The organism is Croceicoccus marinus, from assembly GCF_001661675.2.
Taxonomy (GTDB): Bacteria; Pseudomonadota; Alphaproteobacteria; order Sphingomonadales; family Sphingomonadaceae; genus Croceicoccus; species Croceicoccus marinus.
Genome location: NZ_CP019603.1, coordinates 359,081 through 380,268, shown reverse-complemented (window position 1 = coordinate 380,268; position 21,188 = coordinate 359,081). Strand labels below are relative to the sequence as shown.

Annotated in this window: 15 protein-coding genes; 4 read left to right on the top strand and 11 right to left on the bottom strand. The window is 66.7% G+C overall.

Features of this window, described 5'->3' with window-relative positions:
* Positions 1-24: 24 nt before the first annotated feature.
* The 10 genes from A9D14_RS15965 to A9D14_RS15920 are packed head-to-tail and all read right to left on the bottom strand — an operon-like array spanning position 25 to position 12,183.
* Positions 25-1,179, bottom strand: a complete 1,155-nt coding sequence (locus A9D14_RS15965; protein WP_066850688.1) for a CaiB/BaiF CoA transferase family protein — start codon at positions 1,177-1,179, stop codon at positions 25-27.
* On the bottom strand, positions 1,176-2,168 hold the full coding sequence (locus A9D14_RS15960; protein ID WP_157668284.1) for an alpha/beta hydrolase: 993 nt from the start codon (positions 2,166-2,168) through the stop codon (positions 1,176-1,178). The genes A9D14_RS15965 and A9D14_RS15960 overlap by 4 nt, the downstream gene beginning before the upstream one ends.
* A gap of 5 nt (positions 2,169-2,173) precedes the next feature.
* On the bottom strand, positions 2,174-3,235 hold the full coding sequence (locus A9D14_RS15955; RefSeq protein ID WP_066850131.1) for a TRAP transporter substrate-binding protein: 1,062 nt from the start codon (positions 3,233-3,235) through the stop codon (positions 2,174-2,176).
* Entirely contained in the window at positions 3,232-4,533 is a 1,302-nt protein-coding gene (locus A9D14_RS15950) for a 2-hydroxyacyl-CoA dehydratase subunit D (protein WP_066850129.1), read from the bottom strand. Before A9D14_RS15950 ends, A9D14_RS15955 begins: the two co-directional genes overlap by 4 nt.
* Entirely contained in the window at positions 4,530-6,632 is a 2,103-nt protein-coding gene (locus A9D14_RS15945) for a CaiB/BaiF CoA-transferase family protein (RefSeq protein ID WP_066850126.1), read from the bottom strand. The genes A9D14_RS15950 and A9D14_RS15945 overlap by 4 nt, the downstream gene beginning before the upstream one ends.
* Positions 6,629-7,513: a hypothetical protein gene (locus A9D14_RS15940; protein WP_232469124.1), complete on the bottom strand. Its 885-nt coding sequence runs from the start codon at positions 7,511-7,513 to the stop codon at positions 6,629-6,631. The genes A9D14_RS15945 and A9D14_RS15940 overlap by 4 nt, the downstream gene beginning before the upstream one ends.
* Complete coding sequence (locus A9D14_RS15935) at positions 7,510-8,817, bottom strand: TRAP transporter large permease (protein WP_232469122.1); 1,308 nt, start codon at positions 8,815-8,817, stop codon at positions 7,510-7,512. The genes A9D14_RS15940 and A9D14_RS15935 overlap by 4 nt, the downstream gene beginning before the upstream one ends.
* Positions 8,814-9,263, bottom strand: a complete 450-nt coding sequence (locus tag A9D14_RS15930) for a TRAP transporter small permease subunit (protein ID WP_066850120.1) — start codon at positions 9,261-9,263, stop codon at positions 8,814-8,816. The genes A9D14_RS15935 and A9D14_RS15930 overlap by 4 nt, the downstream gene beginning before the upstream one ends.
* Positions 9,260-10,393, bottom strand: coding sequence for a CapA family protein (locus A9D14_RS15925; RefSeq protein ID WP_232469120.1), 1,134 nt, complete (start codon positions 10,391-10,393; stop codon positions 9,260-9,262). The genes A9D14_RS15930 and A9D14_RS15925 overlap by 4 nt, the downstream gene beginning before the upstream one ends.
* On the bottom strand, positions 10,390-12,183 hold the full coding sequence (locus tag A9D14_RS15920; protein WP_083988124.1) for a CocE/NonD family hydrolase: 1,794 nt from the start codon (positions 12,181-12,183) through the stop codon (positions 10,390-10,392). Before A9D14_RS15920 ends, A9D14_RS15925 begins: the two co-directional genes overlap by 4 nt.
* Before the next feature lie 117 nt (positions 12,184-12,300).
* Between A9D14_RS15920 and A9D14_RS15915 the strand changes: the two genes are divergently transcribed.
* From A9D14_RS15915 to A9D14_RS15905, 3 genes are all read left to right on the top strand, one after another.
* Positions 12,301-12,972, top strand: coding sequence for a GntR family transcriptional regulator (locus A9D14_RS15915; RefSeq protein WP_066850114.1), 672 nt, complete (start codon positions 12,301-12,303; stop codon positions 12,970-12,972).
* A gap of 380 nt (positions 12,973-13,352) precedes the next feature.
* Positions 13,353-14,537 (top strand): cytochrome P450, encoded by a 1,185-nt coding sequence (locus A9D14_RS15910; protein WP_066850112.1) that lies wholly within the window; start codon positions 13,353-13,355, stop codon positions 14,535-14,537.
* Between the two features lie 72 nt (positions 14,538-14,609).
* Positions 14,610-15,632, top strand: a complete 1,023-nt coding sequence (locus tag A9D14_RS15905; RefSeq protein WP_066850685.1) for a LacI family DNA-binding transcriptional regulator — start codon at positions 14,610-14,612, stop codon at positions 15,630-15,632.
* A gap of 34 nt (positions 15,633-15,666) precedes the next feature.
* Here the strand turns inward: A9D14_RS15905 and A9D14_RS15900 are convergent, their stop codons facing one another.
* Positions 15,667-18,381, bottom strand: a complete 2,715-nt coding sequence (locus A9D14_RS15900) for a TonB-dependent receptor plug domain-containing protein (protein ID WP_066850109.1) — start codon at positions 18,379-18,381, stop codon at positions 15,667-15,669.
* Between the two features lie 347 nt (positions 18,382-18,728).
* Here A9D14_RS15900 and A9D14_RS15895 point away from each other — a divergent pair, with 347 nt between their 5' ends.
* On the top strand, positions 18,729-21,143 hold the full coding sequence (locus A9D14_RS15895) for a TonB-dependent receptor (protein WP_232469118.1): 2,415 nt from the start codon (positions 18,729-18,731) through the stop codon (positions 21,141-21,143).
* Positions 21,144-21,188: the final 45 nt, after the last annotated feature.

Genomic DNA, 21,188 nt, shown 5'->3' with positions numbered 1-21,188 from the left:
AGCGGCCCGCCTGCACTTGCCGGATCAATCGCGGTCCAGCCATTCCAGTATGTCCGCGCGGTCGGCATCCAGCCGGGGCGGGGGCCTGTCGGTCCCCGGCCCGTCCGGCGTCATGCGGAAACCGGCACCCGGAATGGCGACCGTGTCGCCGCCCGGAATCCCCTCGATCGCCATTGTCACCATCGCGTCGGGGCCTGCCAGCGCAACGGCTTCCTCTACCTTGCGCACCATGCCGCAGGGGATGCCCGCCGCATTCAGGCCGGTTTCCCAGTCCGCCGCATCGCGGGCTGCGAACACCGCGGCGAGTTCGCGGGTCATCGCGTCGAAATTCTTGCGCCGCGCATCGGGGGTGGCAAAGCGCGGATCCTCCAGCCAGTCCAGCCGGTCCAGGAAACGTGCCAGCGCCGCGAACTGGTTGGGCTGCACCACGCCCAGCGAAATCTCGCGCCCGTCGCGCGCGGTGAACAGCGACGCGGTGGGCAGGCCCGAATAGCCGGTATTGCCCATGCGCGGCATCGACTGCCCCGTCACCATGAAGGGTGTCAGCGCCGAGGTCATGAACGCCAGCGCGGCATCGAACATGGCGACGTCGATATGGCTGCCGCCGCCGCCGTTCTGCCTGCGCACCACCGCGCTCAGGATCGCGATGGCCGCCGACTGGCCGGTCAGCGTGTCGACGATGGGGAAACCCACGCGCACGGGATCGTCGGTCTCGCTGCCGCTCAGCAGCATCATGCCGCTGGTCGCCTGCACGATATTGTCGATCGCCGGCCAGTCGCGCTGCGGACTGTCCTGCCCATAGCCCGAGATCGAGCAATAGATCACGTCCGGATTGGCGGCGCGGACCTGGTCATAGCCCAGGTTCAGCCGCGCCATCACGCCGGGGCGGAAATTCTCGACCACCACGTCGCAGCGCGCGACGATGCGCTGCGCGATGGCGGCGTCGCCATCTTCCTTCAGGTCCAGCGCGATCGATTTCTTGCCCGCATTGGCCGCGATGAAGGCCGGCGACATCCCGTCGAAGCGCCGGTCGGCACCGTAATTTCGGAAATTGTCGCCGCCCTTCGCCTCGATCTTGATGACGTCGGCCCCCAGCATGCACAGCAGATGGGTGGCATAGGGACCGGCCATGACATGGCTGAAATCGGCAATCGTGATGCCGGCAAGCGGTTGGTTCATGGGTTCTCCGGGAAGTTCTTTCGCCGGATGGTCCATTCCGGCAATACGCAAAGGCGGCAGTCGGGGCCGGTGAAGAATTGCGCGGCGGCGGCGTCCTGCTTCAGCTGCCAGTCGAGCCAGGCGGTGCCGACCAGCGCCCATTCGCCGCCCGCGGGCCGGTTGAACGTCCCGCCGTGCCCCACGTCGAGCGAAGCAGCCATCACCGGCACGTGCTCGATCCGCTGAAAATCGTCCATTCCGTTGGGATAGGCAATGTCGCTCGGCCCGCCCAGGATATAGGCGACGGGGGTATGCAGCCGCGCCAGATCCGCCTTGGCGATGTTCACGCCGCTGCGCGCGGGGCCGGTCTGCACATAGACCCCGCTGGCCAGCGCGACCACCGCGTCGACGCGCGGGTCGGCGCCCGCCTGCAGTGCCTGCAGCCCGCCGCAGCTGTGGCCCATGACCGCGACGCGGTCGGTGTCGACATGGCCTTCCAGGCTATCGCCCGCGCGCGTGTTGGCCGCCATGGCCCAGTCGATCCCGGCCAGCATCTGCGCGGTGCTTGTCTCGTCCGGGCCCATCGGGGGCGGGGGAGGCGGGGATTGGGGTTCGCTCGTTTCGGCCGCTTCGGGTTCGGGCAGTCCCGGATCCACCGGCTGTTCGCCGCGCGGCGCGCCATTGGCGATGACGATATAGCCGTGGCTCGCGACCTCGCGCAGGAAATGCGCCGCCGATAGCCCCGCGTCGCGGCAGCCGCCATTGCCCCACAGCACCAGCGGCAGCGGCCGATCGGGCAGGCGCGCGGGGCGATAGATGGTGAAGCCCGGCGCATCGGCGCGCGATTCCGCAATGGCCGGCCATGCGCCATGGCCGGTCGGATCGCCGATCGGGCCCGGAGGGGCGGGGGCCTGCTCGTCCTCCGCCATCGCGGGCAGGGCCATCGCCAGCGCCGCCATGGCCGCCGCCGCCGCGCTTCCCCGCAGGGCAGTTCGGGTCCTCTCCATCATCGTTCTCACTCCTCGTTGCATGAGATTGCGCCGTCTTCGCGCAGGCTGCTTCGGGCGGTGCGGAACACCGCCTCGCCATCGATGCCGAAGCGGCCCAGCGCCTGCGCATTGCGCTCCGCATCGGCAAGGTAGAGCGCGTCGAAGCGCGCCTGTTCGGACCGCGACATGCCCCTGATCTCGATCCCCTGCGCCACGGCCTCGTCATATCCCTGCTGCCAGGCGGTCTCGAGCTCGGTCATCATCGCCGCTTCCCAGACCGCGATGCCCCGTTCCAGCAGCGCCTGGTGTTCGGGCGTCAGCCGGTCCCAGCGTTCCTGCCCCATGGCGCGCGCGGGATAGGCGCCGCGCGGGATCACCAGCGTGTTGAAATGGCCCGTCACCTCGGCGAAATGCAGCGACCGGAACGTGTCGGCAGGCGCGATCACCCCGTCGATCACCCCCTTGGCCAGCGCGGAATAGACCTCTCCCATTGGCATGTTGACGGGGTCCGCGCCCAGGGTGCCCAGCACGGTCAGCAGTTCTGTCGGGGCGCGCAGGCGCAGGCCCTGCAGATCGTCCAGGCTGGACAGCCTGCGGTCGCGCGTCACGATGCCCACGGTCGGCCCGCCCTGCACGGCCAGCACCTTCAGCCCGGCGATCTCGGCTCTCAATTGCGGACTGCTTTCCAGCATGCAGCGATACAGCGCCAGCTGCTGCGGCATGGTGTCCGCGCCCGAATAGAAACCCGTCTGGATGCGGGTCAGATGCGTTCCCCCGCGCGAATAGATCGGGGTGATGAGGCCAATGTCGGCGACCCCGTGGCGCAATTCCTCAAGCGACATGTCGCTGGACAGCAGCTGGCCCGACCAGTTCGGGCGAATTTGGATGCTGCCGCCCGATTCCTTCTCCACCCAGTCGATCCACTCCTGGTCGGCGCGGCTGAACGGGTGGCCGGGGCCGTATGGGCTGGCATAGGTCAGCACCGTCACTCCCGGCGGGGCAGGCTGTGCGCAGCCCGCCAGCAGCCCGGCCAGCGCCAGCAGCACGATGGCGGCCCACCTGCCGAAAACTGCGCGCGCGGCGGTCATGCCAGCCTCTTCTCCTTCAGGAAGTCGCACACCAGCGTCACCATGCGGTCATGGTCCCAGTTGGCGGCATCGACCATGTCGGCATCCAGCATCAGCACCGGCACGCCGGCTTCCTCCAGCGTATGCGCGGTCATCCTGGTGCCCGATTGCGACAGGCGGTTGTCGGGCGGCAGCAGCACCAGCGCGGCATCGATGCCGCAGCGCTGCGCCTCGTTCCCCATCCAGCCGTTCATCCAGGGGGGCAGGTGCAGCACCTCGTTCATCGAACAGATCCGGCTGGCCAGCGCTTCCATCGGCCTGCCTTTCAGCGCGCGGATATATTGCGGCCCCGCAAAGGGCATGTACATCGACCAGACGAAGACCGCGCCGATCTTCTCCTCCAGCGCCTGGTAGAAGCCGGGATCGTGCCACAGCCCCGCGCCGATCCACATCAGGCGGACGCGCTCGTCCTGCGCGGCGCCTTCGCCCTGCGCGATGCGCTCCATCACCTCGTCGCGGAACTTCCTGGCATGCGCGACCGCCCAGTCGGATCCGCGGTGCCACTGGGGGATCATGGTGTTCGACATCTGCTCGCCGATCGACACGGGGCAGGGGCGCGCCTTGGCCAGCGCCTGGTTCGCTTCCCAGATATAGCCTTCCTGCACGTTGATCTGTTCCATCAGGTGCCGGAACTTCTCCTCGTCGAAACGCCGTCCGGTGCGCTGTTCCAGAAGGGCGATCAGCTCGCGCATTTCCGCGACCATCAGGTCGATGCGCGCGGGGCCATAGACTTCCTCCCAGTCGTCCAGCGCATTCTCGAACCAGCGCGGGTCCTTGTGCTCCCACGCGGGGGCTTCCATCGGGAAGAACTCGGTATCCATCGCCTCGGCCCACTGGCCGAAGACATGCTGGATGCAGTCGCAGGTCAGCCGCGCGACCAGCACCGTGGGTCGCGGCAAGCCGCCCCAGGGCGCGGTTTCGGGATCGTTCGCCAAAGTGCAGGCAAAGCCAAGCGAGCAATATTTGCAGCTGTTGCCGGGATAGCCCTTGTCCCCCAGAACCTCGAAATAATGGCCCGACAGCTGCTTGGCCGAGATATAGGCCGACCACCATTGGTTGGTGATGATCGGTATGTCCATTGCGTGGAATATCTCGTGCGGGGTGTCGGCCTGCACGATGGCAAAGGGCTCGCCTTCGTCCACCACGCGGCGGCGCAGGTCCATGCCATAGGCCTTCTGATAGGCGGCGGCCTCGGCCGTGCAGGCCAGTGTCTTGCGCATGCGCTGGCCGGTGCCTGTTGTTGAGGGCGCTCTGGTCATTGGAAGACTCCGGCCTGGGTCAGATCGTCGATGGCGGCATCGGACAGGCCGCAGATGTCATGCGCGATTTCGCGGCAATGCTCGCCCATGCGCGGGGCGCGGAATGGTTCGAAGCCATCGTGCGAAAAGCGGATCGGCGTGGCGATATGGCCGAACGGGCCCAGCAGCGGATGGTCCAGCATGACCAGCGCGCCCCTTTCGGCAAGCTGCGGGTCGTGATCGATCATGTCCTCGGCATCCTGCACCACGCCGCAGGCCAGACCTGCGGCCTGAAGCTCCCGCGCGATGGCGCGATCCTCGCGGGCGGCGGTCCAGGCGGAGATGTCGCTGCCGGTAATGGCGATTAGCTTTTCGTATTCATCGGCAGTGAACGCGCTGATGGCGACCCAGCGATCCTCGCCCGCGGCGGGGAACACGTCTTGGAAATGCACCTGCGGATCGGCATTGCCCATGCGCTGCGGACGCTGCCCGGCCAGCGCGGCGGCCAGGCTGGGGCGCATCTGCTGGACGCAGATCTCGTACATCGATGCATCGATGTGGCAGCCGCGCCCGGTGTCGCGCCGGTGCTGCAGCCCGGCCGCGACACCGGCGGCCATCACGAAGGGCACGATGACATCGCCATAGGGCACCGCGCCGGGGATCACCGGATCGCGGCCGGGATAGCCGGTCAGGAAGGTCCGCCCCGACAGCGCGCCGCCGGTGCCGTCGACGCCCCATTCCTGCGCCATCGGCCCGGTTTGGCCGAACACGCTGCCCGATACCATCACGATGCCGGGATTGCGCCGTGCCAGCGTGTCGTAATCCAGCCCCAGCTTGCCCATGGTGCCGGGCGAGAAATTCTCCACCACCACATCGGCCCAGTCGATGAGCGGGTCCAGGATCTCGCGCGCACGCGGGTTCTTCATGTCGAGCGACAGGCTGCGCTTGGAACTGTTGAGATGGGCGAACCATGGCTTGTCGTCCAGATTGCCATGTTCCGACGCCGACACCTGGACGTCCAGCCGGGCGAGATCGGGGCGAGTGCGGCTTTCGATCTTCACGATCTCGGCCCCCAGGTCGCCCAGCGTCTTGGTGGTGATCGATCCGACCAGCGCCCAGGCAAAATCCAGCACCCTGACGCCCGACAGCGGGCCGGGCCGCTCGCCCGCATGAACGGCTGGATTCGGTAGCGCTTTCGCCTCGCCCTCTCGCAGAGCGGCAAAGCGTTCGGGCAGACCGCTGGGAGTATCGAAGAAACCGCGCGCGGCCAGGTGCCGATCGGCCAGCACGTCCGCCGGTTCGTTCACGACGCAGGCATTGATGCCGCGCCGGTGCCCCTCGTCGGCAATCTCAGCCTTGGTCCGGCTGGCGAAGAACGCCGCGATGGCGGCTTCCCATACCGCGCGCGTTTCGGCGGGCAGGGTCGATCGATTATAGGATAGCCAGTCGGTACCCGCCAGCGGGTTGGGCATGCCGGCATCGTCCATCCAGTCAGAGAGGGCCTGGTTCGCGGGTGCGCCCAGCCGGCCCGTCATCAGCGAATGGAAGCACCAGCCGTCGGCCAGCGTCCAGATCGCGCGCACCTTGGCCTTGCCATAGGCGAGCGATCCGCCGACTCGTTCCAGCTTGCGCCGGTCGAACTGCCAGACCAGCACGCCGTTGAAATTGCGGCTGAAGGCGACCTGCTGGATCGACACGTCGACATGCTGGCCCCTTCCGTGCCCGAACTTGCCGTTTCCACGCGCATAATGTGCCGCCATCGCGCCGCAGGCCGCCACCATGTCGGCATGGAACGTGCACGCGTCGAGCGCTTCCTTGACCGGCGGCAGGCCCGGCTCGCCCGTCACGCGCAGCGCGCCGCCCATGGCGGATGCGACCAGCTCTCCGCCCTTCCACTGCGACAGCGGGCCGCCCGATCCGAACGGGGTGACCGAGACATGGACCGCGCTGGCCGGGATCGGCAGCTCGCGCGTTTCGGCAAGTCCCAGGTCGTCGATCACGAACGAGGCATCCTCCACCCGTTCGCAAGGCTCTGCCCCCATCGACAGCAGATAGCGGGCGAGCGGGCGGTCCCGCATCGCGCCCAGCATGGCAAGGCGGTGTCCGGCCAGCGGTTTCATGCGGCTGTCTCCTTCAGGAACTGCGTAATTTCGCGGCCCGCGCCGTTGCGTGCCGCCCAGTCGCGGCGGGTCAGCGCAAGCACCGGCACGCCCAGCTCCTCCAGCACGCGCTTCTGTCCGGGCAGGTCCCAGATGCGGGCCTCGTCCTCTTCGGTGAACCATAGCACCGCGGCGCTGGCGCCGGTCTGCCCGACCTCGGCGGCGAGCGCGGCGTTGCGGTCGCGGAAGCCGCGGCTGGCGGCGGTGGTCGCGCGCATCGCGCGGGCCAGCGCGGCAAAGGGACTCTCGCCCGGCTCCGGCGGGATCGCAGCCATGTCGTTCCAGCTTTCGGTCAGCGTGGGTCCGTGCATGCGCCAGCCCGCCTGCGCCGCCGCATCGTGCAGGCGGCGGTCGGGCGGCGGGGTTCCGGCCAGCAGGCACAGCGGGCCGTTCCCTTCCGGGGGCATGGGTGCGCCCAAGGCGGCTTCGTCCAGAGCACGCGCCAGCGCGTCCCTGCCCACGTCCAGCCGGTCCGCCAGCCGTGCCAGCGCGGCTTCCAGGTGCGCCTGGCCGTGCGGACGGGGGATCAGCGTGACGTCGCAGATCAGCGGCAGCGGCCCGCCCATCACGCCGCGTCGCTGCAATTCGCAGACATAGTAATACAGCCGCTGCGCCCCATCGTCCGCGCGCGAGAACACGACCGTCTCCAGATCGTCGAACCGTCCCGCGCCCCAATCTTCGAGGATCGAGAAGGCCCAGCGGGGGAACTTCGATTCCAGCCAGCGGTCGGCAAAGGGCATCTCCCGCTCGACATTCCAGCCCAGCGCGCCGCGATAGCGGCCCGTCGCGCGAAGCAGGGGAAGGGGCAGCACCGGCCCGACAGAGGCGATCATAGGCTTCATTCCAGTATCGTCGGCAGCCACAAGGCCATGGCGGGGAACAGGATCAGCAGCAGCAGATGCAGCAGATCGCTGAGCAGGAAGGGGGTCACGCCCTTGAAGATGCGGGTGATCGGCACGTCCTTGGCCACGCCCTGGATGACATAGAGGTTCATGCCCAGCGGCGGGTGGACGAAGCCGATCTCCATCGCGCGGCAGATGAAGATGCCGAACCAGATTGGCGACATGCCCACCTGCTGCACGATGGGCAGCAGGATCGGCGTGGTCAGCAGCATCAGCGCCAGCCCGTCGAGCACCGAGCCCAGCAGCAGCAGCAGCAGCGCGACCAGCAGCAGGGTGGCAACGGGTCCCAGGTCGAACGCGGTGACCAGCGTGCCCAGCGCATCGGCCAGCCCGGTGACGCTGACGAAGACCGAGAAGACCAGTGCCCCGATCACCACCAGCAGGATCATGCCGCTGGTTCGCAGCGTCTCGCCAAAGGCGTGTTGAAGCATGGGCAGCGACAGGCGGCGGCGCAGCGCCGAAATCAGCAGCGCGCCCGACACGCCGATCGAAGCGGCCTCGGTCGGGCTCATCCAGCCCAGCGCGATGCCGCCGATGACCAGTGCGATCAGCGCCAGCATGTCGATGATGCGCGACAGCGCGCGCATCCGCTCACCCCATCCGGCGCGGTCGCTGCGCGGCGCGATGGAGGGGCGGAAAAGGACCAGCAGCCAGATCACCAGCGCATAGAACAGCATCTGGGTTATGCCCGGCACGATGGCGGCGGTGAACAGGGCGCCGATCGATTGTTCGGCGATGATCCCGAACACGATCAGCGCGCCCGACGGCGGGATCATCTGCCCCAGCGTGCCGCCCGCCGCGACCGTGCCGGTGGCCAGCGCGTCGGAATAGCCGCGCTTCCTCATTTCCGGCAGGGCGACCATGCCGATGGTGGCGGCGGTGGCCAGGCTGGACCCGTTGATCGCGCCGAAACCCGCGCAGCCCCCTACCGCGGCATAGGCCAGCCCGCCGCGGCGGTGCCCCATGAAGCTGGCGGCGGCATCGAACAGGTCGCGGCTGGCATTGGCGGCGAAGAACAATTGCGCCATCAGGATGAACAAGGGCAGCGTGCCAAGCTCGTACCGTGTCAGCGTGTCGATGGCGATCACGCCCGACTTGATCAGCGCGGGTTCGATGCCAAGGATCAGCATCAGCCCGCCCAGCCCCACCAGCCCCAGCGCCGCGCCGATCGGCAGCCCCGCGACCAGCAGCGCGAACAGCAGGACCACGCCGATCAGGCCGGTCGCCGCATTGGCGAACATCATGGCTCCCTCCTGACCATGCGCCAGGCGAGCAGGCAGGTGATGGCAAACAGCCCCGCGCTTGTCAGCATCCGCATCGCGGCCCAGGGCACGCCGACCAGTTCGCTGCGTTCGTGGCTGTCCCACATGTCGATCTGCAGCCAGGCGCTGCCGACCAGCAGCCCGGCGAAGAACAGCAGAGCGGCCATGTCGGCGAAACGGCCCGCCCGGCGGCGGCCGCGCTCGCCCAGCCGGTCGATCACCAAATGGACCTTGGCGTGCGAGCGTGTCCAGGTCGCGGCAAGCAGCCCCGCCACGCCCGCCAGCAGGATCGCGGGCTGGATCAGTTCTATCGATCCGTGCACGGGCAGGCCGACGTGGCGGCCGATGACGCCCGCCGTGTCGACGGCGGTGGCCAGCAGCAGGCCGATCCCGCCCGCCCAGCCGAGCCAGATGAGGGCGCGCTTCATGCCGGGGCGACCCTGCCGTCCGCACCGATGGCGATGGGGGGCAGCGAGGCGTGCCGGGTAATCGCCTCGACATAGCGGAAGATCTGTTCGCGGTCGGGTTCGTCCGCCAGAACGGGGCGGCCGGGCGGTTCGACCCGCACCGCAATCACAGAGGTACGGACGGGCGCATCGCCCGCGAACACCAGCTCGCCCATGAAGGCGTTGACCGCCTGCGGGTGGAACGGCGCGAGCGTGAAGGCGGGGTCGGGCTCGAAGCCGAACATCTGCTTGCGCCGCTCGGCCCATTCGCGGCGCGCGGGGTGATCCTGCGCGGGGCTGAGCGCGCTGGTCACGACGCAGCCATTGCCCAGCCCGTGGAAGACGGGGCGGTGCCCCGCAAAGGCGATGCCGCGCACGATATGGGCGTGGTGGCCCAGCACTGCGTCGGCGCCTGCCTCCATCGCGGCATCGGCCAGCGCCCGCTCATAGGGTTCGACCAGCGCTGGGGTGTGGACCTTGCCCTTGTGCAGCGCGACCAGCACGATGTCGGCGCGCGCGCGCAGGGCGGCGATGTCCCGCGTCAGCCGGTCGAGCGCGGCGCCGGGCACATGCGCCAGCGGCGCGGCGGGCGCGATGGGCGATCCGTCGGCGGTATCGACGCGCAGATAGTTGCAGCCCGCGCGGCTCTCGGTCGCCCACGCCGCTTCCGGCCCCACGCAATTATAGCTGAGCAGGCCGACGCGCCAGCCCTTGACCTCGGCGATGGCGGGCTCGCGTGCTTCGGCCAGATCGGCGCCCGCGCCGGTAAAGGCGATGTGCTGCGCGGCAAGGCCCGCGCGTGTTTCGGCAATGCCGCGCGCGCCGCAATCGGCGATATGGTTGCCCGCAAGGCTGACCATGCCGAACCCGGCGCGCGCAAGGGCGGCCAAGTTCCCGGGCGGCGCTGCGGGCGCGGGGACGTCGCCTGCCAGTTCCTCCCCGCCGATGGCATGCGGGACTTCCAGGTGGCCGATGGCGAGGTCAGCGGCGCGCAGGGCGGGGGCAATGCCCGATAGCCAGTGATCGGCATCGGGCTCGTCCAGCACCAGATCGCCGGTGACGACGATGCGGATCGGTTCGCGCAAGGAAGAGGGGGCGGGTCCGGCGGTCAATCCAGCGGCTCCATCGCGCCGGGTTTTGCGACGGGCAGTTCGATACGGGCGGATCCGGCATCGCCGCCGCGCCACACGGTCAGCACCGGGGCGGGGTCCTGCCGGATGTCGGAAAGGTTGCGCTGGCGCGGATCGGCACCGGTGATGGTGACGCGCAGGCGGTGCCCGGCAGGGACGACGCGCGATACCGGGGTGAGGTCGATGGCAAGGTCGGCCCTTTGCCCCGGGGGCAGCGGCGCGACATCGGCCTCCAGCCCCGAATGCCAGGGCAGGCCCATCGTCTCGAACGGCGCGTCGGCGGTCTTGCGGTGCGACAGGGCAAGCCGGCCGAAGGAGATCACCTCTGCCTTGCCGGACGGATCGACCTGGTCGAGATAGACGAATACATTGGCGTCGGGCGTGCTGGACGAAACCGTGGCATGCACCACCGGATAGCCCACCAGCGTCATCGGCGCATCCAAAGGCGCCGCGGTATAGCTGAGCCCGTGTTCGTCCATCGGTGCGGCCCAGAAGGCAAAATATTCGCCGCCCGTCACGTCGTAGTCGACGGTGAAGCGGTCGCTGCCCGCCGCGCCGGGGCTGGCCAGCAGGGTGCCGTCGTTGACCGATCCGGCGGTGCCCGACTTGCCGCCTGCCAGATAGAACGGCACGGCGCTGGCGAACTCGCCGGGCAGCAGGTCGGACTGCATCCAGCCCGCTCCCTCGACCATGAATTTCGCGCGCGGGTCGCGGGTGATCCCGTCGTCGATGCCTTTCAGGTGGTGATCGAAGAAGCGGCGGATTTCTTCGGCAAAAGCGAAGCCCGGCGGCGGGACGCAGTGGTCGCCCGGCCCGACCAGCAGCTTCGAGTCCGGCATGTTGGCCGCGCTCAGGATCGTCTGGGCGGTGGGTTCGTCGTGCCAGTTGCCCCAGAAATAGGTGGCGATCCCGGCTTTACGGATCGCGTCCAGCTTGCTGTAGACCGCGACCTCGTCCCAGAAGCGGTTGCCGGTGAATTCCGACACGCTGTCGCGGTACGGCATGCCGTACCACAGCGCGCCCATCGGCGTATTGCCCGCATGCTGCGCCACTGCCGCGTTCAATTGCGATCCGTCGGTATCGCCATCGACCGGGATGCTGGCAAGATCGACCTCCAGCGGTTCGTCGGGGCGGGTGTTGAACTGGGCGGTGATGCCGCCGCGCCGGACGAAGCTGTATTTGTCGAGATCGGACGAGCCCACGAACACCGCCTTGAGCGATGGCGGCGCGGCGGTCGCGGCCTGGAACGCGGTGCCGCCCAGATAGGAGCAGCCGACCATGCCGATCCTGCCGGTGGTGTAATCCTGCCGGGCCAGCCACTCGATCAGATCGCGGCTGTCCATCGCCTCGGTCCGGTCCTGGAAGCCGCGCCTGGTGCCGAAGGACGCGCCCTTGCCGCGGATGTCGGCGACGGCGACGACATAGCCGGCCTTGAGCAAGGTCTGCAGCGCCAGCCGGTCGTCGGCGGCCAGTTCGACGATCTCGCCATCCTCGTTGCGGAAGCGGGCGCGATAGGGCGTGGCGACGAAGATGCCGGGCAGTCTTTCGGCAGCGGGCGTGTCGCCATGCGAGGGGCGGTAGATATTGACCGCCAGCCGCGTTCCGTCACGCACCGGAACATAGAGCGAAGTGCGAACCGCATCCGGAAAAGGGGCGCTTTCGGCCTGCGCGGCGGGGACAGGCGCGGCCGATCCGGCGGGAAGCGATGCCGGAGCGCAGGCGCTGACCGATAGGGCGAGTACGGCCGCGCGGGCGGCGCCTGTGATACGCATCGATGCTCTCCCGTCTATCCTTTGGATCGACCATCGCGATTGCCGATTTCGCTTGCAACCGCTTTATCATAAATAATATCGTCAACAATCCGTCCGCTGGTAAATGGAAGAGATTGCATGGAATTGTCGCTGGGTTCGAACGGCAAGGCGCCCAATGCGCTGCAGGTTGCCGACTTCATCCGCGAGCGTATCAGGCGCGGGCGGATGGTCCCCGGTCAGCGTCTGGTCGAGGTGGAGATCATCCGCCAGACCGGGGCAAGCCGGGCCAAGGTGCGCGAGGCGTTCCAGCGGCTGGAAGTGGAAGGGCTGGTCGAGATCGAGGAATATCACGGCGCCTCGGTCCGTGATGCCGGGATCGACGAGGTGCGGCAGATCTATCAATGCCGCGCCGCGCTGGAAGGGCTGTGCGCCGCCCAGTTCATCACCAATGCCAGCGCGGCCCAGCGCAGCGAGCTGGTCGAGATCCAGCGCCAGCTCGATGCGTGTGTCGAGGAGCGGATGCCCGAGCAGTTCGGCCGGCTTAACATGATGTGGCACCGCAAGCTGATCGAGGGCGCAGGCAACGAGATCGCCGCCAGCCTGCTGGAGCGGCTGCACGTGCCTATCCACCGGTTGATGTTCGAAAGCTTCTACAGCAGCGAGCGGCTGAAGGCGGCCAATGCCGACCATCACCGCGTGCTGGATGCCATCATGGCGAATGACCCGGTCCGCGCCAGCGCGGAGATGCAATCGCATATCGGCGCGGGCCTGGGCGTGCTGTCGCTGATCCACGAGGAAGTGCTGGCCTGAGAATATCCGGCGGTCATGACGCGAGATAAGCGTTGACCGTGCGGTATTGCAAGGGCTTTCATTATTGGTCTCAGGCGTGGTTTTCGGGTGTCCTTTATGCAGCCCTTGAGATAGGGCTGAAGGACAGGACGAACGATTGGATGTCAAGAACGCCGTCCTATTTTCCGCAATAACGCGCTGTTATATAGAAATATATGAGAGTAGTTTCAGCTTCGTTCTGCGACAGCAACGGTCGAAGTGCGGCGACGGCCGCCTTTCGGTGCCGACTATGTGGTCGTCCCTGATGCAAGCATAATCATGAAAGCCCTTGCATGACCCAAGAGGCATGCTTATCACGGCACCAAGCCAGGCTATGCTGCCCATCGATATGCGGAAGAAACATGAACGCAAGTAACCCCGACAGAGACTTCGACCCCGATCTGCCGGAGGATTTCGACAGCGCGCATCGTGATTACGCGCGGTTGCGGGCGCAATGTCCGGTCGCGCATACCGATCGGCTGGGCGGCTTCTGGGCGCTCACCCGCTATGAGGATGTGGCGAAGGCTGCTGCCGATCCGCGGACCTTCACCACCACCGTCCAGAACGTGATCCCCAAGGTGGCCTTTACCGGGCGGCGTCCGCCCCTGCACCTCGATCCGCCCGAACACACGCCCTATCGACGCGCGCTCAACCCGCTGCTTTCGCTTGAGAAGTCCGAGGCGCTGGCGCCGCGCACGCGTGAGCTGTCGCGTGAATTGCTGGCGCCAATGGTGGCCAATGGCGGCGGCGACATCTGCGCCGAATTTTCCAGCTATCTGCCCGTCCACGTCTTCGGCGAATGGATGCGCGTTCCCGCCGACTGGCTGGACACGCTGCACGATGCCGGGCGCGCGTTTATCCTGGCGGTGCATTCCACCAGGCCAGAGGCGATGAAGGAAACCAGCCTGGCCCTGTATGACATGGCGCGCGACCTGATCGCCCGCCGCAAGGCCGATCCGCATGACCCGGCCATCGACCCGACAAGCGCGCTGCTGGCAGCGCGCGTCGACGGCGAGCCGCTGGACGACGAGATGATCGTCGGCACCGTGCGGCAGGTGCTGGTGGTCGGCATGGTCGCGCCGATGGTGATGGTCGGATCGATCTGCGTCCATCTGTCGCGCGACCGCGACCTGCAGACCCGCCTGCGCGAGGATCCTTCACTGATCCCCGCGGCGGTCGAGGAATTCCTGCGGCTCTATTCGCCCTATCGCGGTTTTGCGCGCACGCCGACCCGCGATGTCGAGATCGGCGGACGCACCATCTGCGAAGGCGAAGCGGTGGCGATGCTCTATGCCTCGGCCAATCGGGACGAGGCCGTGTTCCCCGACGGCGACCGCTTCGTGCTGGACCGGCCCAATATCGCGGACCATCTGGCGTTCGGACGCGGACCGCATAATTGTCCGGGCGTGCATATCGCGCGCATGGAACTGCGCGTCGCGCTTGAGGAATTGCTGGCGGCCACCAACGGCTTCGAGGTGTCGGGACCTGTCATGCCCACGCGCTGGCCCGAAATCGGCGCCCTGTCGGTGCCGCTGGCTTTCACCTAGCCGGCCTTGACCTTGCCGGCCTTCACCTTGGTGGTCATTGCCCTTGCCCGGATGCTAGGGCAATAGATGGGCATGAAAGACGAACTGGACAGGACCGCACAGGCGGACCGCGTGCCCACGCTGGACGACGTGGCGCAGCGCGCGGGCGTGTCCTCGGCGACGGTCAGTCGGTTTCTCAACAATCCCAAGATCGTGGCCGAAGCGACCGGAGAGCGTATCCGCGAGGCGGTCCAGCGGGTCGGCTATATCCCCAACGCGCTGGCGGGCGGCCTGGCGTCGAGCAAGAGCCGCATGGTCGCGGTGCTGATCCCGCATCTGACGGATTCGCTGTTCAACGACATCATCGAACGCATGACCGAGGATCTGACTGCCAGCGGCAGCAATGTGATGCTGGGACTGACCGGAACCTCGCCGGCGCGGACCAACGACCTGATCCGCGCGGCGCTGGCGCGCAGGGTCGACGCGATCATCTCCACCGGGCCGATCGGCGAGGACATGACCGATTGCATCCGGCGCAGCCGGACGCTGTTCATCCAGGTCTGGGAATTGCCCGAAAACCCGGTCGGCATGGCCATCGGCTTTTCCCACCGCGACGCGGGCCGCGACCTGGCGCGCTTCGTCGCCTCGCGCGGGTATCGGCGGCCGTTCCTGGTGACTGCCGACGGCGGGCGCGCACGGCTGAGGCGCGACAGCTTCATCGAGGAATGGCAGGCGATTGGCACCGGCGAGGAGCCGCACGGCACGCTGGTCGATATCCCATCGCGCTTTGGCCACGCGCGCCGCGCTTTTGCCGAGCTGCGCCGGCTGGACCCGATGCCCGATGTCGTACTGTGCGGATCGGACTATCTGGCGCAGGGCATCATCGTCGAGGCCGAGGCAGCCGGGCTTAACGTGCCCGACGATCTGGCGGTGATGGGCTTTGGCAACAGCCCGATCGCGGGTGAGATGCGGCCCACCATCACCACCGTCGACGTCGACAGCTCGCGCATCGCGCGCGAGGTGATGGCCCTCGTGCGCCGCCACGGGGCGGGCGAGGACATACCGCATAATTCGATCGACGTGGGCTTTCGCATCATCGCGCGCGAAAGCGCCTGAAGCGGCGGCGGTCGCGCCCGCCGCCGCCCAGGCATCAGAAGCTGATCCGCGCGCCGATCGCGAACTGCCGGCCGATCGGATTGGCCGCGCTGGCGTCATAGCCGCCGCTGCCGTTCGGGCCCGGCGCGATGTTCACATAGGGCGGGTCCTGGTCGAACAGGTTGCGAACCTCGCCGATCAGTTCCAGCCCTTCCATCGGCCCGGCGGGGAAGCTGTCGCCCACTCGCCAGGTGACCGCCAGATCGACCGGCGTGAACGAGCCGACCTTTTCCGACGGGGTGATCGCGATGTTCTGATAGCCGCCCACATGAGTCGCGGCGACGCGTACCGACATCGGGCCGTGGTCCCAGTTCGCGGCGACCCGCGCCTTGAACTTCAGCGGCTGGAAGATCAGGTTGCGCTGGTCCAGCAGATCGGCGGCGGGTGCGACCGCGACCTTGTATTCGGTAAGATAGGTGCCCGATGCGCTTAGCGTCAGCCGGTCGTCCACGCCCAGCTCCATCAGATAGCGCATGTTGAAATCGATGCCGCGCGTGATCGACTTGCCCAGGTTCAGGCTGCGCCCGTCGATGAACAGCTCGACATTCTCGATGTCGCCGCCGGGGATCGGCTGGTTCAGCACCGCATAGCCCTGGTCGATCAGTGCCTGCACCCGGTCGCGTGCATCCTGTCCGCGCAGGATCACGCCGGTACCGGCATATTGATCCTCCGACGCCAGGATGGCCAGGTTGGACAGGTTGGCGGATACCTGGTTGTCATAGGCGACGTCGAAATAGGTGACCGACAGCCGCAGATTGTCCAGCGGGTCGAGGTCCGCGCCGACCGACCAGGTGGTTGCGGTTTCGGGGCCGAGGTCGGTATTGGCGCCAGATTGCGCGAAGCCCAGCAGCGGCGGGCCGCCATCGGGGTTCTGATAGCTCTGCCCGAACAGCGCCGAGCTGTTGCCATAGATCTCGGGGATCGTCGGCGCGCGGAACGACGTGCCATAGCTGCCGCGCAGGGTCAGCATGTCGACCGGCCGCCAGTCGATGCCGAATTGCGGATTGGTCGTCTTGCCCGCATCGCTATAGCTGTCGTGGCGGACCGCGGCGGTGATTTTCAGCTGCTGGAAGCCGGGGATTGCATTGGCCGGGCCGAAGATCGGGATCAGCATCTCGCCATAGAAGCTGTCGACCTTGCGGTCGAATTCGCGAAAAGTGATCGGCGTGTCGGGATTGCCGCGCGCAAGGCCCAGCTGCGCGTCGAACTCCTGCCGTTCGTAGCCTGCCGCCAGCATGATGTCGCCGGCGGGCAGGGCGAACAGAGGGCCATTGGCCGACGCTTCGTAGAATGTCAGCTGGCCCTTGGTGGGGGCAAGGAAGATCTGGTCGAACAGCCCGTCCAGCACCGACTGGCTGGTGCGCCCCAACCCATAGGGATCGAGCGCCGTTTCCGGATCGCTGCTGGCCAGCGCGGCGGTCAGCGCACCGCGGTTCAGCCCGTCGTATCCGCCCGAGAAGTCGCTGGTCTCGCCATAGCTGACCAGCGTGTTCAGTTCCCAGTCGAACGGCAGCTGCACCCGCAGTTCGGGAGCGACCTGCCAGCTTTCGGCGAAGCCCGTCGTCTGCGTGGGCGGCACGTCGTTGATGAAGCTGTAGTCGATGGTGTAGCTGTCGCCGGTGAAGCCGGGCGGCGTCACGAAGAACGCATTGCTGGACGGCACCGTCAGCCGCGTGTTGATGACCGAACCGATCCGCCGGAACTTGCGCTTGGAATAGAAACCGTCGACCGAGAATTCCAGCCAGTCGGTCAGCTCGTAGCTGCCGGTCGCGTTGACGGAATTATATTGCTGCTGCGGGAACAGGTCCTGCCCCGGATTGCTGTCGCACAGATTGACCGTGCCCGCGGTGATGTCCCCCGCATTGCCCTGCGTATAGCGATCCGGCAATGCATAGGTGTTGCCGCCATAGCTGAGGTTGCCCGGCGCGCATCCGGTGATGCGATAATCGTTGCCGCCGAATGGCCGCTGGTCCGATGTGAAGAAGTCGCGGTCGTCTCCGCTGAGGTTGGAGCGGTAGACATGTTCATAGGCGACCATGACCTGGCCCCGGTCGAACACCTTGCCCAGCGCCGCGCCGGCCGACCATTCGTCGAAAGCGCCATCCTCCGACGCGCCATAGCGGGCAAATGCCTCCACGCCGTCGAGGTTGCGGCGGGGGAGCAGGTTGACGACGCCCGCCACCGCGTCGGAGCCATAGATCGCCGATGCGCCATTGGCGACCACCTCGACCCGCTCGACACCCAGGGTCGGCAGGACCGACGGATCGGTTGAGCGGCCGTTGTTGACCACCCGGTGCCCGTCGATCAGCACCAGCGTGGCATAGGGGCCGATGCCGCGCAGGTTCACCGTGTTGCCATAGACGATATTGCCCGAACCGCCTGCCTGTCCGCGCGAATTCTCGGACACGCCAAGGTCGAAGTTCTGGGGCAGTTCCTTGATCACGCGGTCGATGGTGACGGCGCCGGAATCGGTGATGTCGTCGCGCCCGATCACGATCGCGGTGGCTCCGACGGGGGCGCCATTGCTGACCCGGCTGCCGGTGACGACGATTTCGCTGGATGGAAGCGCTTGCACCGGCTCGTCAGAAGCGGGGGCGGGATCGTCGGCGGTCTGCGCCTGTGCCGCGTGAGGGAATGCCAGCGCCGCCAGCGATACACCCACCGCCAGACGTCCGATGCAGTTTGCCAGACCCGAGTTTGCCTTCGTCATCGCTCTCACCTCCCTATCCTGCCGATCTGTGCCGGTGATCATCAGGGAAGGCCAAAACCTGGCGCCGCACAACCAAAAAGTCGCAAGCAATCTTGTTGGCGATATTGTTGACGATAAAGATAGCCGTCTGTGTGTGCAGCGGTCAGCGCAGGGATGTTTCCATGACGGTTGCGTGCAGAAGCCCTGCCAATACCGGGCGGGAACCGCGCATACCATCAATCTTAATGATCGAACTCCATCAATCGAATAGTTTTTGATAGATTGGTCGGATGCGGTAAGGCCAATTCCACTACCCGGTCAGATAGAAATCGATTGGGGCTTACGGGCAACACAGGGAGAGATGAGCTGTGACCGAACGACATTACGCACATTCCGCTTCGCGCCTGGCGCTTTTCGTGGCCGCATTGGCCGCCGGCGCGGCAGCGAACCCCGCATTCGCGCAGGATACGACCGGACAGACCGGAGAAGAGGTTGCTCCCGCCGGAACCATCATCGTGACCGCGCAGCGCCGGGCCGAGAACCTGCAGGACGTGCCTGTCAGCCTGACCGCGGTGACCGAAGAGGCGCTTGAATCGCGGCAGATCAACGATCTGAGCGGCATCGCCGCGGCGGCGCCCAGCCTTCAGGTCGGTGCGGACAATAATTTCGCGGTTCGCGGCGTGGGCACCCTGGCCTTTGCCAACACGATCGACACCAGTGTCGCGCTCGCGCTGGACGAGGTGAACCTGGGCCGCCCCGATCTGGGCACGCCGCTGCTGTACGACGTCGCCCGCGTCGAGGTGCTGAACGGGCCGCAGGGCCTGTTGTTCGGCAAGAATGCCTCGGCCGGTTTGCTGAACATCGTCACCGCCAGGCCCGAGATCGGCGCAATGTCGGGCAGCACCGACATCGAGATCTCGAACCGCGCGACGCCGGGTGCGGATCGCAACGCGCCGGGCATCATCGCCAAGCAGGTCCTGAACATCCCCGTTTCGGCCAATTCGGCGCTGCGCCTCAATGCGCTCTATGCCTATCAGGAATCGCCCGTCACGCGGCTCGTTCCGTTTGAGGGCGGCACGGTTCCCTTCGTCGATGTTCCGAACAAGAATTACGATGCGAACCGCAACATCCAGCTCAAGGCGAAGTATCTTTACGAGAGCGACGGCGGCCTCTCGATCTATGTGATCGGCGATTACAACGAGCTGCGGACCGGGCTCAACCGCTTCGGCAACACCTATCTGCAATTCGGCGAGGGCAGTGCGCGCGAGCAGCTGGTGCTGGATGCCGGCGCCGTGCCCGGACCCGACAATTTCCTGAATACCGCCGACGGGGGGTTCTTCGTCGATTCCGACATCGGCGGCGCGCAGGCGACGGTCAGCTATGAATTCGGTTCGGGCTTCGAGATTTCGAACGTCTTTGCATGGCGCTATTTCGATACCCAGCAGAACCTGGACGTCGACCTGGTTCCCACGGCCGAGGTGAACACCAACTATTCCGACACTGCCTATGACCAGTTCTCGAACGAGCTTCGCCTGTCGCTCCCCTCGGGCGAGCGGCTGAGCGGGCAAGTCGGCCTGTATTATTTCCGTTCCAAGCTCGACACCAGCAACGCGCTGTTCGGAAACGCGGGCTTCCCCAGCTTCCTGCTGCCCAGCTTTCCGTTCTGCGTGGGCGCAGAGGTTGCGCCGGGCGGTCCGCCCAATTGCTCGGTCAGCAACGACTATTTCCTGGGCCGGTCCTATTTCGCGACGCAAGATACCACCAGCTATGCCGGTTTCGGCCAGCTGAACTATGAACTGGCCGACGGGCTGGAAGTGTTCGCTGGCGGCCGCGTCACCCGCGACGAGGTGGAGCTGGAAGTCGACCAGGGCCAGATCGACGCGTTTATCAATCTTGGCGTTCTTCCCGGCGTCTATACGGGCGAGACCAGCAACACCAACTTCAGCTGGAAGATCGGCGGCCAGTACGAGCCGACGCGCAACATCATGCTCTATGGCTTCTATGGCCGCGGCTACAAGGGTCCGGGGTTCAACACCACCGCGATCGCCGACGCCAACGGGGTGGCGCAGGTGCAGCCGATCGATCCCGAAACCTCCGACGCGTTCGAAATCGGCGTGAAGACCACGCTTCTGGACGGTGCGGTGACCTTCAACGTGTCGGCATTCCGCACCAAGTTCGACGATTTCCAGGTGCAGGCGTTCGACCAGGAACTGCTGACCTATGTCGTGCAGAACGCTGCCAAGGTGACGACGCAGGGCGTCGAGGTGACGCTGGGCGCCCGCCCCTTCGACGGGCTGAGCATCAATGGCGCGGCGACTTTCCTCGATGCGGAATTCGACAGCTTCCCCGGCGCGCAATGCTATCTGGGCCAGCCCGATCCGTCCTGCGCGGTCGATGGCACCTTCGATGCGGGTGGCAACACCCTGCCGCTGTCGCCCGATCTGACGGCGACGGTGCAGGCGATCTACGAGTTCCCTGTAAGCGGCGACGTGGTCCCGTTCATCGAGGGTAACTGGTATCACCGCTCCAGCGTCCAGTACCAGATCAACCAGGTCCCGCTGGCGAACTATGGCGCGGTCGACACGTTCGGCTTCAGCGGCGGCGTCAATATAAACGACCGGGTGCGGGCAAGCGTGTTCTGCAAGAACTGCACGAACGAGCATATCCCCGTCAGCATCGCCACCGATTCCGGTGAGAACAATGACGGCGTCGTGACCTACAACCAGCGCTTCGGGCTGGATTCGGTCCGTTCGGTCGGCATTTCGCTCAGCGCGGAATATTGAGGCTGGGCACGCGGCATGGCGCCTTCGCGAGCGGTTCGGTCCGCT

What these genes read in the sequence shown, in the direction of transcription:
- A9D14_RS15915 (WP_066850114.1), top strand. Translation starts at nt 12,301, where the DNA reads ATGGAATTGTCGCTGGGTTCGAACGGCAAGGCGCCCAATGCGCTGCAG.
- A9D14_RS15935 (WP_232469122.1), bottom strand. Translation starts at nt 8,817, where the DNA reads ATGATGTTCGCCAATGCGGCGACCGGCCTGATCGGCGTGGTCCTGCTG.
- A9D14_RS15905 (WP_066850685.1), top strand. Translation starts at nt 14,610, where the DNA reads ATGAAAGACGAACTGGACAGGACCGCACAGGCGGACCGCGTGCCCACG.
- A9D14_RS15955 (WP_066850131.1), bottom strand. Translation starts at nt 3,235, where the DNA reads ATGACCGCCGCGCGCGCAGTTTTCGGCAGGTGGGCCGCCATCGTGCTG.
- A9D14_RS15965 (WP_066850688.1), bottom strand. Translation starts at nt 1,179, where the DNA reads ATGAACCAACCGCTTGCCGGCATCACGATTGCCGATTTCAGCCATGTC.
- A9D14_RS15930 (WP_066850120.1), bottom strand. Translation starts at nt 9,263, where the DNA reads ATGAAGCGCGCCCTCATCTGGCTCGGCTGGGCGGGCGGGATCGGCCTG.
- A9D14_RS15920 (WP_083988124.1), bottom strand. Translation starts at nt 12,183, where the DNA reads ATGCGTATCACAGGCGCCGCCCGCGCGGCCGTACTCGCCCTATCGGTC.
- A9D14_RS15960 (WP_157668284.1), bottom strand. Translation starts at nt 2,168, where the DNA reads ATGATGGAGAGGACCCGAACTGCCCTGCGGGGAAGCGCGGCGGCGGCG.
- A9D14_RS15910 (WP_066850112.1), top strand. Translation starts at nt 13,353, where the DNA reads ATGAACGCAAGTAACCCCGACAGAGACTTCGACCCCGATCTGCCGGAG.
- A9D14_RS15945 (WP_066850126.1), bottom strand. Translation starts at nt 6,632, where the DNA reads ATGAAACCGCTGGCCGGACACCGCCTTGCCATGCTGGGCGCGATGCGG.
- A9D14_RS15900 (WP_066850109.1), bottom strand. Translation starts at nt 18,381, where the DNA reads ATGACGAAGGCAAACTCGGGTCTGGCAAACTGCATCGGACGTCTGGCG.
- A9D14_RS15950 (WP_066850129.1), bottom strand. Translation starts at nt 4,533, where the DNA reads ATGACCAGAGCGCCCTCAACAACAGGCACCGGCCAGCGCATGCGCAAG.
- A9D14_RS15940 (WP_232469124.1), bottom strand. Translation starts at nt 7,513, where the DNA reads ATGAAGCCTATGATCGCCTCTGTCGGGCCGGTGCTGCCCCTTCCCCTG.